Origin of the sequence: Chryseobacterium sp. GM_Chr_2 (genome assembly GCF_026540445.1) — a bacterium.
Lineage (GTDB): Bacteria > Bacteroidota > Bacteroidia > Flavobacteriales > Weeksellaceae > Chryseobacterium.
Genome location: NZ_JALNUD010000017.1, coordinates 37,085 through 52,016 on the forward strand (window position 1 = coordinate 37,085; position 14,932 = coordinate 52,016).

Here is a 14,932-nt window from a genome sequence, read left to right on the forward strand (position 1 = left end):
AAATTCAACAGCTATGAAAAATCAAAATTTACAAAACGGTAAAAAATTAAACAAAAAGGAACTGAGAGTAATCACAGGCGGACTTCAGATGTGCTTAGACAGAGAAACCGGACAATGCATCGCTTACGGCGTTCGTTGTGGCGAATTTGAATGCAGATACCCTATTTTACCATAATTTAACTAAATCATAAAATTTCCACTATGAAAAATCAAAACTTACCACAAGGCAAAAAGCTTAACAAAAGAGAGTTAAGAGTTATTACGGGAGGTTTGAGAGACTGTATTGATCCTCAAACCGGCGCATGTAAATTGATCTCGATCGGTTGCGCACAACTAGAATGCAGACCAGAAATAAACCCTATCGATTAATAATATTTTCAAAAAAGAATACCATTCATTAACCTGAATGGTATTTTTTATGCAAAAAACGCTACCAAAATACATCGGAAGCGTTTTTCATTTATAACTAACTTTAATATTCTTTTATACGTTGAATCTAAAGTGCATGATGTCGCCATCTTTCACGATATATTCTTTACCTTCCACAGAAAGTTTTCCGGCTTCTTTGATCTTAACTTCAGAACCATACGTCATATAATCATCAAATTTGATCACTTCTGCACGGATGAAGCCTTTTTCGAAATCGGTGTGGATTACTCCAGCAGCCTGAGGCGCCGTCCAACCTTGTCCGATAGTCCAAGCTCTCACTTCTTTAACACCAGCCGTAAAATACGTCTGAAGCTTCAATAAATCGTAAGCTTTTCTGATCAAACGGTTTACACCCGGCTCAGTAAGACCAAGCTCTTCAAGGAAAATTTCTCTTTCTTCGAACGTTTCCAGTTCGTTGATGTCAGCTTCAATCTGAGCGGCCAAAACTACAACTTCAGCACCTTCACCTTTCGCCATTTCCTCGATCTTTCCGATCCATTCGTTTCCGTTTTTAATTGAATTTTCATCCACATTACAAACGTAAAGAACTGGTTTATTGGTCAACAATTGAACTTCTCCAATGATTGATTTTGTGAAATCATCCATTGCAAATTCTCTTGCATTTTTACCGTCTTCTAAGAATTTCTGAAGATTCTGAAGCGTTTCATACGTCAAAATATCTTCTTTCTTACCAGATTTGATGAACTTTTTCGCTTTTTCAACTGCTTTTCCAACAGTTTCCAAATCTTTCAACTGAAGTTCAATATCAATAATTTCTTTATCTCTTAAAGGATCTACTGAACCTTCTACGTGAACGATATTTCCATTATCAAAACATCTCAAAACATGGATAATCGCCTCACACTCACGGATGTTAGCAAGAAATTGATTTCCTAAACCTTCTCCTTTGCTCGCTCCTTTTACAAGACCCGCAATATCAACGATCTCTACAACCGCTGGTAACACTCTCTCTGGTTTTACTAATTTTTCCAATTCAAACAATCTGTGATCTGGTACAGAAACTGTTCCCAAATTCGGTTCGATTGTACAGAAAGGATAGTTTGCTGACTGTGCTTTTGCGTTGCTCAGACAGTTAAAAAGAGTTGATTTACCTACATTTGGTAAGCCTACGATTCCACATTTCATAACGAAATTTTATTTTTTATTTATAGTGTTATGTAACCTTTCGGTTTCATATTGTAAAATTCTAAGTTTAAGGTTTAGCGTTTAAAGTTTAATGATTAATTGAACTTTAAACTTTCAGCGTGCAAAGATAGTGATTTTAAAGAGAGTTTCATAATAAAAAAATCTGTCAATAATTTTGACAGATTTTCAATAATATAAAAGCTGTAACAATATTATTACCAGTCATTACTTTTATTTTCAATTAAATCTACTTTAAAATCTTTTATAAATGTATTAGTGAATGCTTCAGCAAAAAGTATTGCATTTTGAAATCGAACAACTCCTCTACTATCAAAAAAATTTCCAATTGTGACAACATTTCCATTATTTGTATTGGTTAAATTTACAAAACTGGGCTTTATCATAATTTTATCATCCTTAAAATTGATTTCATATTTATTAACAACCTTCCAAACATTAGCCCCTTTCCTATTGATGAAAATAGTTCTTGAGGTTTGACTCATAACATTAAATGTGATTTGTTCGTTAGGAAGCTCACTATATTGTTCATCATTCGCATCTTTATATATTTTAAAAAGATTTTCCTTTACAGTTTTGAAAAGATCTTCTTTTTTATGTCCGGATAAATCAATAACGACGTAATTTTTAGAATTTTCGTCTTTTAATTTATAATTTGCTTCAGTTAAAATAAATTGTTGCGAAAAAGTGAAATTAATTAATAGAATTGCAATTAGCACAAATATTTTTCTCATGATTATTTTTCTGCAAATATAATTATTACTTGTATGGCAATCTTTACGGGAAACAGTAACAAATGTGTAAAGATCTCAACAAAAAAATCTGCCAATAATTTTGACAGATTTTTCAATAATTTAAATTTCACCAAACGGTTTTTATGGATTATCTCCTGTAGCTTCCTGAGCCAACGGAACACCATTCGGTGCGCTTTGTAAAGTTTTATCTAAAGTAAATAGAGATTCGTCTGTAGCTCTGTCTCCACCGGCGATTTTTAATTTATCGATCAGGTTTTGAGCCAATGTTTCTTCCTCAATCTGCTCCTGAACAAACCACTGCATGAAGTTCCAAGTTGCCCAGTCTTTTTCTTCTAATGAAAGATCTACAATTTTATAAATTGCAGTCGTATTATCTACTTCATGTTTGAATACGCCATCGAAACACTCCGTTAAATTCTGTGGATCTGCCGGCGGCGCAGGAATTGTGTCAACTTTTGGCTTTCCACCGCGGTTTAGTACATATTCCATAAACTTAATTGAATGATTTCTTTCCTCCTGAGCATGTCTGTATAAAAAATTGGCAATTCCTTGATAACCTTTATCATCTGCCCAAATTCCATACGATAAAAAAACGTGTGAAGCATGAATTTCTTTGTTCATTTGGTCGCTCAATGCTTTTTCGATAGTCTCGGAAAGTCTTTTAGTATTCATAATGTATATTTTTTGTTGTGATTAATGAATACGATACAAAAATGATTCCGAGAAGTTTTTAATTTAAACAAAAATAGAGAATATCAATTTATAATTTATTGAATTACATTATTTTAAATTAATAATTTATAGTTATTCTAAACTTCTTTTGCTATTCTAAATGCTTTTTTTTTTTTCATTGAACTTGTTTAAACTTTTTTATGAGCTTAATCCCGCTTTCCACTATATCTTTTTCATTACGGCTTCCGCTTTGCTCCAGCCGCAACAAAAAAGGATGCCGCTGCAATCGGGGCTATTGTTGTTGTCGCCTAAGTATTGGGAAATATTTACAGAGTTTGAAATTAAAAAGTTTAATTATGAAGTACATTTGACTAATTATCATTGATTATTTATCACTTATCTTCATGAACCACCCCTTCAGAGGAGGGGAATTTTTTCGAGCGGTTTTAAATTCATAATTAACTGGTTTACTTTAAATTAATTATTGTTATTTTTAAATAGTATTAATCAACTCAAAAATAATAATCATGAAAAATGTAAAAAAACTCAAAAGAAACGAAATGAAAACAGTTTCAGGAAACGGATTGTTAGATCCTGTCTGCAAACTTCTTTGCTCTTTGGCAGATTCCGGGCTGCTGAATCTTACAGATGTTCAATCTTTCCTTTGTCCGGATTTGGATTGTGCAAACGCTAATTAAAGGAAGTAAAAAGTTAAAAGTAAAAAGAGTCAAGTAGTGAAGTTGAAATTTTCACATTACTACGATAATCAATTCATTAAAAAAACAAACCGGCTCTTATGAACCGGTTTTATATTGAATAAAATTCTAAAGTCTATTTAATTTTCTTCGCAAGATAGTCACTTTCGTTTCCTAATCTATCGATCGCTTTGATGGCTACACCATTCAGTTTTTTGCTATCTTTAAACTTCGGAACTTCTTTTGAAAGTGTATCCAAAGTCAGAATTTCAGTTTCCCAAACCCCGTTATATTGTGTGAAAAGCACCCATTGGAAAACATCTTTTATATTTTTATTGCTCCAGCTTACCTGTACAAAATTTCCGGAGTCATTGGTAAAAACTGTCGGAGTCTGCAACGGTGTTGTCTTCAGCCAAGAAGTTTTCGGAACCAACGCTTTTTCTTTGTAAGGACCGTTTTTCAAGGTAGGAAGCATATTTGCATTTTTCGTTAAACCAGCAATACTCCAATGTACTTCACCGGCATCTTTTCCTAGTACCTGTCTTGAAATTTCAATCTGATTTTTAATTTCTGTTGGACGGTCAGACGTTTTAATCTCAACCGTATTTAAGCCTGGCCAAAGGTGACGGTTCATTGTATTTTCAGATTTCCACCAGTTCAATAATCCTTCAAAAGGCTGCCCTTTAGACTCTATCGGCCAGTATAATTGAGGTGAGAAATAATCTACCCAACCTTTATTCAGCCATAATTTGGCATCTGCATACAATTCGTCATATTGAGAAGACCCCACAACACCAGCAGGATAACCCGGTTTCCAGATTCCAAACGGACTGATCCCGAATCTCACATAGCTTTTCTCTGCGTGGATTTCTTTATAAATTCTTTCAACAAATTTATTTACGTTCTCTCTTCTCCAGTCGGCTCTTGTTAACGTTCCGCCATTTCGTAGATACTCATTCCAACTTGCACTATCCGGGAAATCGGCTCCTTTGTTATAAGTTGCATAAGGATAAAAATAATCATCAAAATGCACGGCATCAATATCATATCTTTTCACAATATCTTTTACGACATTCGAAACGTGACCTTGTGTTTTAGGATTGGCAGGATCAAACCAATACATTCCGTTCTTTAATCTTACCACAATATCCGAAAGCTTATTCGCCATCGACAAACTATTTGGAGAACCGCCATTGGTATGGTGTGCACGGTAAGGATTTAGCCAAACATGAAGCTCCAACCCTCTTTTGTGAGCCTCTTCGATCCAAAACTGCAAAGGATCATAATTGGGATAAGGCGCTCTTCCTGTTTCACCCGTCAAAAAGTATGACCAAGGCTCAATATTACTTGTATACAAAGCATCTGCCGAAGGTCTTACCTGAAAAATTACCGCATTGAAATTATTATCTTTCAACATATCCAACATAGAAATAGCTTCAGCTTTTTGCTGATCAACCGTTAAATTATTTCTTGAAGGCCAATTGATATTCGCAACACTGGCAATCCACGCGCCACGAAATTCTCTTTTAATCTCAGGAAGATTGGTTCGGAAAATTTCCTCTGCCTGTGGCGGAATATTAGGTTTTGTAGTCGCAAGAGGAGGTTTTGGCGCTGAATTATTATTAGATTTAGGTTGATTTTTAGTAGGAGTTGATCCTTTTACAGCATTATTCTGAACGGAACACGAGTTTCCGACCGCCGCAAAGGAACTAAGCAGGAACAGTAATTTTATTGTATTGATTTTCATAGATAGCAAAAATGAAAGATAACCATTTATTATAGAAACGCAAATTTATAAACTTAGAATAAAAAAACAGCACAAATAAAAATATTTGCACTGCGGTTAATATTGGTCATTTAAAGTTTTAAATATAATCCGTTTTCATCAATAATATTCTAATTTTTAAAATATTTACTTTAAAACATTTTTATTCGTTACTATTCAAATTTAACGCACCTTCTTCCGAAAGATCGGTTTTATATGTTTCTGGAACTAATGTTACGTTTACAATGATGGCAATAACTACGAGTAAAATAGGATAAGCTAAACCTATAAAAGGGGTTAAAGCTGCACTTACTACAAACGATGTTTTGATAAATTCAGTTACAAAAGTTGTGGCACCGCCAATGAATCCATTTCCCATATTCTGCGCAAATCCCATACTTGTATAACGAATTTTAGTAGGGAAGATTTCCAGCATGAAAGCACCTAACGGACCATAAGTTGCAGCTCCTGCTACAGAAAGCAAAAAGCTGATTCCCATAATTTTCAACGTTGCGGCTGTACTGATAGAATGAACTTCAGTAAGACCATCCGGATTTCCGATTTTCATGAAAAGATAAAATGAAACAGGAATTAAAATTAAACTCGCAACCAATCCGCTGATCAATACTTTTTTTCGCCCAACTTTATCACTCAATGCCCCAAAATACTGGTAAAAATAAGCACTAAATAACGTTACAACACCCGTAATCAACAATACCGTAGTATCTTCAATTTTCACGGTACGCTGCATGAAGAAAAGTGTTACGAATAAACTGGTCTGCATCACAGAACTCTGCGCAGCATTTCCTCCGAAAATAGCTTTAAGCATTAATTTTACATTTCCTTTTGTGGTAAATGCTTCTTTTACTGGAGATTTACTCGTTTTTCCGGCTTTCTTCAATTCTTCAAAAACCGGACTTTCATGAAGTTTTTTTCTTGCGAAATAGCTCAATAATACCAAAACAGAACTTAACAAAAACGGAATTCTCCATCCGAAACTATTGAAATCTGCTTCTGTCATTAAACTTCTTGTTGTAAAAATCACACTTAAGCAAACCAATAATCCGATGGGAACCGTTGCCTGAATAAATCCTGTATAAAAGCCTCTTTTATTTGCCGGAGCATGTTCTGCCACATAAATCACCGCTCCTGCATACTCACCGCTGATCGCCAATCCCTGCATTAATCTGCAGGCTAACAGTAAAATCGGCGCTGCCCAGCCAATACTTCCAAAGTTGGGAATACAGCCAATTAAAAACGTAGAAGCTCCCATTAAAATCAAGGATAATAGAAAAGAATATTTTCTCCCGATCTTATCTCCGATGTTTCCGAAAATAAGCGAGCCAATCGGACGAAACATGAATGACGAAGCCACAACAGCAAGCGTTTCTAAAAAGTGAGAACCTTCGGACGGAAATAAATTCACCGAGAGAGAACCTGCCAGAATAATGGCCAAAAACATATCATACCATTCGATAAGCGTGCCTGCGGAGGACGCAATAATCACCGTCAGGATGTTATTTTTAGGAGGAGTTTGTGTAGTAATATCCATAGTAGTTTTTCGTTTTTATTTTAAAGATCATTTTAGAACATAAAGAAGGTCGCAAGGTGGAAGCGGTTGTTTCTGGCATTAAATTCATTCCCGACTCCCCGCCCGTTGCTTTGTGCATCGCCCCATTTTGCCACGGTATTTTCAACCTCAAATCTTAGCTTAATTGTTTTGCTTAAAGACCAATCCACTCTTGGTACTACGCGCCAAAGCTGATCGACACTTCGTTCACCTGGTGTTGCGGAAACTGCTCCCCATGATGAAGTTACTCCATACGTTGTGGCTGTTCTTCCTTCCACTGGATCATCAGCTCCCATATTTTTTACGATTCCGGCATATAAACCGAAAGCGACTTTCTTGTCGGTTGTTTGTTGAAAATCAATCCATGCACTTCTAGTATTCATTGTTCGGTACAGATCATACGTTCCCGGGGCTGAATAACCTACAAAACCACCGAGCATCACCAAAGAAGCTGCATTTTGTGCCATCATTGCAGAAGCACTGATCATTAAAGGTTTAGTAATAACCCTTGCATAAGCCAAAGCCGTAAAACTTTTTACCGTTTCTTTATTGACAATCGGAGGATTCCCTGAAGATAACTTAGGTCTTAAAACTTCGTATTGCCCAGCAATACCTGCCACGAATTTTGCAGATTTATACTGAAACTGTAAATGGGAAGAAGGAACCCCACTATCTCGATAAGGCGTTGTATTTGGAGTAAAATCACGTTGCGAATTGATCGCTGCAATCACTTTAAAATTATCATTTAGCTTTTGGGTTAAACGGATCTGTGGATTTCTATTTAAAGCAAAAATCGGCGAACCAGTACTGTAATTTACCACATTCGGAAGACAATCCAAAATCACCATCGGATGCCAGTACTGCCCGATTCCCAACTGTGTTTTTTCCCAGTCTAAAGTAACATAGGCATGACGAAGCCTTAATTCATTGATTCCTCCTTCTGTCGCACCGAAAAATTCAGCTTCTAAAATCCCGTTTGTTTTTGCGCCCAACACTTCCGGCCCCTTTACATTGATTCCGGCTCGGGAAACTACAGAAAGCATGTGGAATTTCGGAGCGTCATTAATATCAACTCCATTGATGTCTAATGCTCTGTCTCTTGGATACAACGGAACAATATTTTCTCCTGCGCCAATATTCTGTCTGGTATCGTAAAAGGCATCATGCCTGATAAATCCATAAAAACTGACTTTAACATCAGGTTCTTTTTTAAGTTCGGAAGTTTTAGTCTGAATGATCGAAAGCGAATCAGATGGAAGTTTCTGACTAGTATTTTGTTGAGCCGCAATCTGAAAAGTCGACAGCAAGCCCACAGCCACTAATAATTGCGTTATCTTTTTATCCATTAGTATTTAATTTTTGTTTTTCTCAATGCTTCGCTTTCAAACATACAATTATTTACAACACTAACAAGTGTTAGTTAGTCTTATCAGAGAAAAACTATTTTATTAATTAAATAATAATAATTTAAATTCTTAATTAGAATTAGCAAATAAAAAGATTAAAACCTACTGAAATGTTACACTTTATGAATTAATCAAACATATATGATATTTTTCAACTCCATATATATTAACTTAGCAAAATTTTTGAAATTTAATGATAAAAATCATCTTAATTGATGATTTTTTAAAGGGAAATGGGATTTTAGAAGTCCCAAAAAGGTATGAGGATGATTATTTTTTTATAACTATACTTTTGTCTTGAAACAAAAGTATCAAAAATTCAAGACTGGAACTAGTCGCTAAAAACTGAAATTTAATCCTAAAATTCCCAAAACTCGCATGGATTCATTATTGTTGCTTCGATTCAAAAAAAGAGCCATGCTCAAACAGTGGGAATTTTTTTAACGCATTAAATCTCAATTTTCTTAACGCTTCTAGTTCCTAAGTCAGTAGTCAAAACACAAAAAAGCCCCGAAAATTCGAGGCTTTTGAATATTGATAAGAGATGAATTAAGCTTTTGCTTGTCTTTCAACTCTTTTTCTTTCTTCTTCAGAAAGGATTTTCTTTCTCATACGGATGAAGTTTGGAGTAACCTCGATCGCTTCATCAGCCTGGATATATTCCATACATTCTTCAAGAGAGAACAAGATTTTTGGTGCTACACCTGTATCTTTATCTTTACCTGAAGCTCTCATGTTGTTCAACTGTTTTGCTTCAACGATGTTTACTACCAAGTCACCTGGCTTGTTTTGCTCACCGATCACCATACCTGCGTAGATTTCCTCACCCGGATCTACGAAGAACTTACCTCTATCCTGTAGTTTAGCAATAGAATATTCAGTTGCAGGACCTTGAGTTTTGCTGATCAATACACCATTGTTTCTTCCAGGAATAGCACCTTTGAAAGGCTTATATTCTGTGAAACGGTGTGCCATAATAGCTTCACCTGCAGTAGCGGTTAACATTTGAGAACGCAATCCGATCAAACCTCTTGAAGGAATTTCGAATTCCATGTGTTGCATCTCCCCTTTAGTTTCCATAATGTGAAGATCTCCTTTTCTCTGAGTTGCCAAATCGATAACTCTTGAAGCATACTCTTCAGGAACGTCAACTACCAAAGATTCATAAGGCTCTAATTTCTCACCATTTTCATCTTCTCTTAAGATAACCTGTGGCTGACCAATCGTCATTTCATATCCTTCTCTTCTCATTGTTTCAATTAAAACTGACAAGTGAAGAATACCTCTACCGAATACCAAGAAAGTGTTTGCATCATCAGTCTGCTGAACTCTTAATGCCAAGTTTTTCTCTAATTCTTTAGTTAATCTTTCTTTAAGGTGGTTTGAAGTTACATATTTACCATCTTTACCGAAGAAAGGTGAATTGTTGATAGAGAATGTCATGTTTAACGTAGGCTCATCAATCGCTGTTCTTTCCAATGGTTCAGGGTTTTCAAGATCTACAAAAGAATCTCCGATCTGGAAAGCATCGAAACCAACAACAGCACAGATATCACCTGCCTGTACTTCAGTTACTTTTTTCTTTCCTAATCCTTCGAAAACGTATAATTCTTTTACTTTTCCTTTTACCACTTTACCGTCTGCCTGAGCAAGACCAATCCACTGAGATTCTTTGATCTCACCTCTTGTTACTTTCCCGATCGCGATTCTTCCTAAGAAAGAAGAGAAATCTAGAGAAGTAATCTGCATCTGAAGGTTACCTTCAGTTACTTTCGGTGCAGGAACATATTGTAAAATCCCGTCTAGTAATGGTAAAATATCTTCAGTTTGCTCCAAAGATGTGTTGAACCAACCTTGCTTAGAAGAACCGTAGAACGTTGGGAAATCCAATTGCTCTTCAGTAGCTTCAAGATTAAAGAATAAATCAAATACCTGATCGTGAACTTCGTCCGGACGGCAGTTTGGCTTATCTACTTTGTTGATTACAACCAATGGTCTTAAACCTAATTCTAAAGCTTTCTGAAGTACGAATCTTGTTTGTGGCATTGGTCCTTCGAACGCATCCACCAACAAAATAACTCCGTCAGCCATTTTCAATACTCTCTCTACTTCCCCACCAAAATCGGCGTGACCAGGAGTATCAATTACGTTAATTTTAGTGTCTTTATAAGTAACAGAAATATTCTTGGATAAGATGGTGATCCCTCTTTCTCTTTCAAGATCATTGTTATCCATAATTAATTCTCCACTCTCCTGATTTTCTCTGAAAATATTGGTAGCGTGAATGATCTTGTCAACCAAAGTCGTCTTCCCGTGGTCAACGTGTGCGATAATCGCAATATTTCTAATGTTTTGCATATAGGATTTTTACGGGTGCAAAAATAGTGATTTTAAATGAAATATTCAGCAATAAGTTTTGATAATTAACAAATTCATAATGAAGAAGTTATTTGTTTTAACATCTAAATCATTAGCAGAAACGTGATTACGAGGGCATATTAAACAAAAAAAAGGTTTAAGTTTTACCACCTAAACCTTTTTTATATTATAAATTCAAAAACTACAAAGTCTGTTCTTTATGTTTTCCTTCCTTTATTTCCTCTACCATTTTAGCATTGAAAGCCGGCAGATCTTTTGGTGTACGGCTTGTTACCAAACCACTGTCAACCACTACCTCGCTATCTTCCCAATGGGCTCCTGCATTTTTCAAATCTTTACTGATTGAATTTACGGATGTTAAATTTCTTCCTTCCACTACCTCAGCATTGATTAAAATTTGTGGTCCGTGACAAATGGCTGCTACTGGTTTATGTTGTTGGAAAAAGTCTTTCACAAAACTTAAAGCTTTATCGTTGGTTCTCAACTGATCGGGATTGATCACGCCACCAGGTAAAACTAAGGCATCATATTCTGAAGCATTTGCCTCATCCAACGTTTTATCTACGTTGTACTCTTTTCCCCAGTCTTTTTCAGCCCAAGCTTTAATGGTTCCCGATTCCGGACTGATGATGTGCGCCGTCCAGCCCTGCTGCTCTAAATGCTCTTTTGGTGATGCTAATTCACTTTCCTCAAATCCGTGTGTTGCCAGAATGGCGATTTTCTTTGACATAATTTTATATTTTGGTGTTTACAAGTATTGTGAAAAGAAAATATGATGCCGAGGTGGGTGGATGTGGTATCTAAAGTTTTTTTATGTTGGAAAAACAGTCATTTAAAACCTTTATGATCGAGCAGAGATTACTTATAGCATAAGCATCAATTTATCTTTTAAAAAATATATTATTATCAACTGCAGTAGAATAACCACTCCAAACTTCAACAAAAAAGACTTCTTCGATATTTTATGTCTGAAAATCAACATGGCAATAATAGCTCCAACTGTTCCACCAAAAAACGTCACCGTTAACAAAGAAGATTCTGAAATTCTTCTTTGATGTTTGATGGCTTTTCTTTTGTCTAAACCGAAAATAATAAAACTCAAAAGATTGATCGCTATTAATATATACATCATAAAGGCAAATCTAAAACAAGATTCCATAACTTTGCAAATTCATTAAAAATAAAATCAATGACAGTACAGGATCTGGTAGGAAGTTATTCTATCGAAGGCAGTAATCAGGAAGCATCTAACCAGCCTTCTTATCATGGCATATTAACTTTATCCCTCGATGAAAACAACCGTATCGTGGCACAATGGATTATCGGTGACCATCTACAAAATGGTACCGGATTTTTTAAAGACCAGATTTTAGTCATTAATTTTAATTATGAGGGTGAAGATCACAACATCTATAAAGGTGTGGCCGTATACCGTTGTTTAAGTAAAGATGTATTGGATGGTTTTTGGTCGGAGAAGCATGGTAATCCACTCTATCTTGGAAGTGAGTATTGTGTGAGGGTGAAGGATTCTGAATTTTTGAATTAATTTTTTAAACTGAACTTCACTACAAGTATCTCGAAATTAGCTGATCTTTATACAATTATAAATCCTGAGAATAATCTCAGGATTTACTTATTGTCAGCTGATAAAATCTATAAAAGGTAAATCAATTCCAATTTTATAATCTTCCTAATACACTTCGCTTTGCCGTGTTATTCAAAGTGACGGAAAGGTAATTTTTTAACTTGCGTTTTTACAAAAAAACTTACTTCATTTTGTTGCGGCCGTAGAAAAGCGAAGGCCGTAACAAAACTTCAATTAAAAAAACAAAAAAACTGCTTCCTAAAGAAAGCAGCTCTTAGATTATTTATAATCCTAAAAATTATTTTTTAGCCTTTACGTCAACAGCGATTTCGATGTCTTTGCTGATTCCCCATTCTGCAGGATCTGCTTCAGACGTACCGAATTTAATTCCCCAATCTGCTCTGTTTACAGTAAATTTAGCCTGTACAGAAGCTGAACCTTCAGCAACTTCCACTTTCGCAGGGAAAGTAACATTAACTGTTTTTCCAGATAAAGTAAGGTTTCCGCTTACTGTTTTGTTCGCTCCTTCAATAGCTCCTTCTTTCGGTGCTTCAGCTAAATCTGCAACACTTGTAATTTTGAATTCTGAAGTTGGGTTTTTAGTTACATCAAAGAAATCAGCACTTTTAAGGTGAGTTTCAAGATCAGCCGGTTTTTTATCTTTTTCAGTTACTGAAGCCGGATCTACTTTAATAGAAGCCATATCGATTACGAAGCTTCCCGCAGAAACCTGTCCGTTCTCAACATTCAAATCTCCAGATTTTACAGTGATTGTTCCCCAACGTGGAGCAAAACCTCCTTTGTGGAATGCTTTCCAGTTTACCACAGAAGTAGCAACATCTACTGGTAAAACTTCACCTTTTCCTTCAGCAACAGTTTGCTCAGAGTTTGTAGCAGCGCTGTCTGCAGCTTTTTCCTTGTTACAAGATGCTGCCAATAAACCTACAGCTACTAATGCAATTACACTCAGTTTTTTCATATTATTCAATTGTTAAAAATTTATTATTTAAATATAAATCAAATTATTCTTAAGCCTTACCCTTAATTTGACAGGTCAAAAATATAAAAAACAGTTTTTTCATCACCTTACCATACATCAAGAAATGAAAAAAGCAGACTTTTTATACGGATTAAAGTCAAATATAGTGAATCTGATTATTTTCTGAAATTAAAAATAATATTTATGATAAAGATCTTTCATATCATCAGCAAAACCATAACCACAACAAGATGACCATTTTACACATTGGAGCGCCCTTTGTTGAAATTGCACTAACAAATTATGCTTTTTTAAAAAATCCAGAGCGATCTTAATAGTTATTATAAGTAGAGTTATAAAACTGTACAGAATAATCTCCATATAAGGTGGTAAGTTCACAGGCACTTTCTGGCAAATAAAGCATAACATCAGCCATTGACTCTGATAATGGTTGTAAACTCTTAAAATCAGAAATAATCTTTTTTGCAACAGAAAATTTTTCTGTACTTCTCTGTGGATACTCTACGTTAAATTCTTTACGGATAAGTTTTTTGTATTTTTTAATTAAAGCTTCTTCATTTTTAGGATTTAGATAAAAATTATAAAACTCTTTTACTGAATTATTTTTTTCATATAAATCAAGAATTTGTTCTAGTAATTGATTTTTTGATAGTTTTAAAAGTTCTTTTTTTAATGCTATTTTAGACATTCCCGAAATTTGGAATAAAATTACATATTTGAAGTTTAAATAATATACTTGAACCTTACAATTTTTTTATTAAAATTTATTATCTTCGTGATAATACACAACTTTGATGATCTTTTAGAACTTCCTGATCTTGTTGTGAATTGCTTTCAAATTTTATTATCTTCGTGATAATACACAACATTGTGGAATTTGAAGACGTTCAGCATTTAGTTGTGAATTGCTTTCAAATTTTATTATCTTCGTGATAATACACAACATTGCCGGATTTTACGACATCTGGTCTGACGTTGTGAATTGCTTTCAAATTTTATTATCTTCGTGATAATACACAACTTTGCCCATATCTAAGTTTACTTTCATTCGGTTGTGAATTGCTTTCAAATTTTATTATCTTCGTGATAATACACAACTGATTTTTATCAGAAACAAACGAAAGTCACGTTGTGAATTGCTTTCAAATTTTATTATCTTCGTGATAATACACAACGACTTTGTTTTCTTCGCATTGTGTTTTCGTGTTGTGAATTGCTTTTAAATTTTATTATCTTCGTGATAATACACAACGCTGATGTTCAGGCGGCGGCGGGAGCGGTAGTTGTGAATTGCTTTCAAATTTTATTATCTTCGTGATAATACACAACTCGATAGGTTCGGAAAGAATGGACGAGTTTGTTGTGAATTGCTTTCAAATTTTATTATCTTCGTGATAATACACAACATGCTGGGCGAAGACGTTGTCGCAGTTGCAGTTGTGAATTGCTTTCAAATTTTATTATCTTCGTGATAATACACAACGTCGCCGAATGAATGCGTATGTTCAAAAT

The 14,932-nt window shown here is 34.9% G+C and carries 15 protein-coding genes and 1 CRISPR repeat array; of the genes, 4 read left to right on the forward strand and 11 right to left on the reverse strand.

Going from position 1 to position 14,932, the window contains the following annotated elements; translation table 11 throughout:
* The first annotated feature begins 13 nt into the window (after positions 1-13).
* Together OXQ85_RS19970 and OXQ85_RS19975 are read left to right on the forward strand one after the other, a co-directional pair.
* A complete protein-coding gene (locus tag OXQ85_RS19970) occupies positions 14-175 on the forward strand; it encodes a hypothetical protein (RefSeq protein ID WP_267406798.1) in 162 nt (53 codons plus the stop codon).
* Positions 176-201: 26 nt separating this feature from the next.
* The gene (locus OXQ85_RS19975; protein ID WP_267406800.1) at positions 202-369 is read left to right on the forward strand and encodes a hypothetical protein; all 168 of its coding nucleotides are present in this window, start codon (positions 202-204) and stop codon (positions 367-369) included.
* Positions 370-483: 114 nt separating this feature from the next.
* Here the strand turns inward: OXQ85_RS19975 and ychF are convergent, their stop codons facing one another.
* The 3 genes from ychF to OXQ85_RS19990 all read right to left on the reverse strand — a co-directional run bounded on the left by ychF (position 484) and on the right by OXQ85_RS19990 (position 3,020).
* Entirely contained in the window at positions 484-1,575 is a 1,092-nt protein-coding gene (ychF, locus tag OXQ85_RS19980; RefSeq protein ID WP_267406801.1) for a redox-regulated ATPase YchF, read from the reverse strand.
* A gap of 215 nt (positions 1,576-1,790) precedes the next feature.
* Entirely contained in the window at positions 1,791-2,327 is a 537-nt protein-coding gene (locus tag OXQ85_RS19985; RefSeq protein WP_267406803.1) for a hypothetical protein, read from the reverse strand.
* A 141-nt stretch (positions 2,328-2,468) separates the two neighbouring features.
* A complete protein-coding gene (locus OXQ85_RS19990) occupies positions 2,469-3,020 on the reverse strand; it encodes a ferritin (RefSeq protein WP_267406805.1) in 552 nt (183 codons plus the stop codon).
* Positions 3,021-3,547: 527 nt separating this feature from the next.
* Here OXQ85_RS19990 and OXQ85_RS19995 point away from each other — a divergent pair.
* Positions 3,548-3,718, forward strand: a complete 171-nt coding sequence (locus tag OXQ85_RS19995) for a hypothetical protein (protein ID WP_267406806.1) — start codon at positions 3,548-3,550, stop codon at positions 3,716-3,718.
* A gap of 133 nt (positions 3,719-3,851) precedes the next feature.
* On the opposite strand, the gene OXQ85_RS20000 is transcribed toward OXQ85_RS19995, so the two are convergent.
* The 6 genes from OXQ85_RS20000 to OXQ85_RS20025 all read right to left on the reverse strand — a co-directional run bounded on the left by OXQ85_RS20000 (position 3,852) and on the right by OXQ85_RS20025 (position 11,967).
* Positions 3,852-5,462, reverse strand: a complete 1,611-nt coding sequence (locus tag OXQ85_RS20000) for a family 10 glycosylhydrolase (protein ID WP_267406809.1) — start codon at positions 5,460-5,462, stop codon at positions 3,852-3,854.
* A 181-nt stretch (positions 5,463-5,643) separates the two neighbouring features.
* Positions 5,644-7,032 (reverse strand): MFS transporter, encoded by a 1,389-nt coding sequence (locus OXQ85_RS20005; protein ID WP_267406811.1) that lies wholly within the window; start codon positions 7,030-7,032, stop codon positions 5,644-5,646.
* 32 nt (positions 7,033-7,064) lie between these two features.
* Positions 7,065-8,396 (reverse strand): DcaP family trimeric outer membrane transporter, encoded by a 1,332-nt coding sequence (locus tag OXQ85_RS20010; RefSeq protein WP_267406814.1) that lies wholly within the window; start codon positions 8,394-8,396, stop codon positions 7,065-7,067.
* Positions 8,397-9,005: 609 nt separating this feature from the next.
* Entirely contained in the window at positions 9,006-10,814 is a 1,809-nt protein-coding gene (gene typA / locus OXQ85_RS20015; RefSeq protein WP_267406816.1) for a translational GTPase TypA, read from the reverse strand.
* Positions 10,815-11,016: 202 nt separating this feature from the next.
* Positions 11,017-11,565: a type 1 glutamine amidotransferase domain-containing protein gene (locus OXQ85_RS20020; protein WP_267406820.1), complete on the reverse strand. Its 549-nt coding sequence runs from the start codon at positions 11,563-11,565 to the stop codon at positions 11,017-11,019.
* Positions 11,566-11,697: 132 nt separating this feature from the next.
* Positions 11,698-11,967 carry a DUF1294 domain-containing protein gene (locus OXQ85_RS20025; RefSeq protein ID WP_267406822.1) on the reverse strand — a complete coding sequence of 90 codons (270 nt, stop codon included), beginning with the start codon at positions 11,965-11,967 and terminating at the stop codon, positions 11,698-11,700.
* Positions 11,968-12,024: 57 nt separating this feature from the next.
* Between OXQ85_RS20025 and OXQ85_RS20030 the strand changes: the two genes are divergently transcribed.
* A complete protein-coding gene (locus OXQ85_RS20030) occupies positions 12,025-12,381 on the forward strand; it encodes a hypothetical protein (protein ID WP_267406823.1) in 357 nt (118 codons plus the stop codon).
* Positions 12,382-12,718: 337 nt separating this feature from the next.
* Here OXQ85_RS20030 and OXQ85_RS20035 read toward each other — a convergent pair whose 3' ends face one another.
* Both OXQ85_RS20035 and OXQ85_RS20040 read right to left on the reverse strand, forming a co-directional pair.
* Positions 12,719-13,399, reverse strand: coding sequence for a YceI family protein (locus tag OXQ85_RS20035; protein ID WP_267406825.1), 681 nt, complete (start codon positions 13,397-13,399; stop codon positions 12,719-12,721).
* 331 nt (positions 13,400-13,730) lie between these two features.
* Positions 13,731-14,108, reverse strand: a complete 378-nt coding sequence (locus OXQ85_RS20040; RefSeq protein ID WP_267406827.1) for a DUF6155 family protein — start codon at positions 14,106-14,108, stop codon at positions 13,731-13,733.
* Between the two features lie 132 nt (positions 14,109-14,240).
* Positions 14,241-14,826: direct repeats of the CRISPR family, unit length 47 nt; unit sequence GTTGTGAATTGCTTTCAAATTTTATTATCTTCGTGATAATACACAAC.
* Positions 14,827-14,932 lie beyond the last annotated feature (106 nt).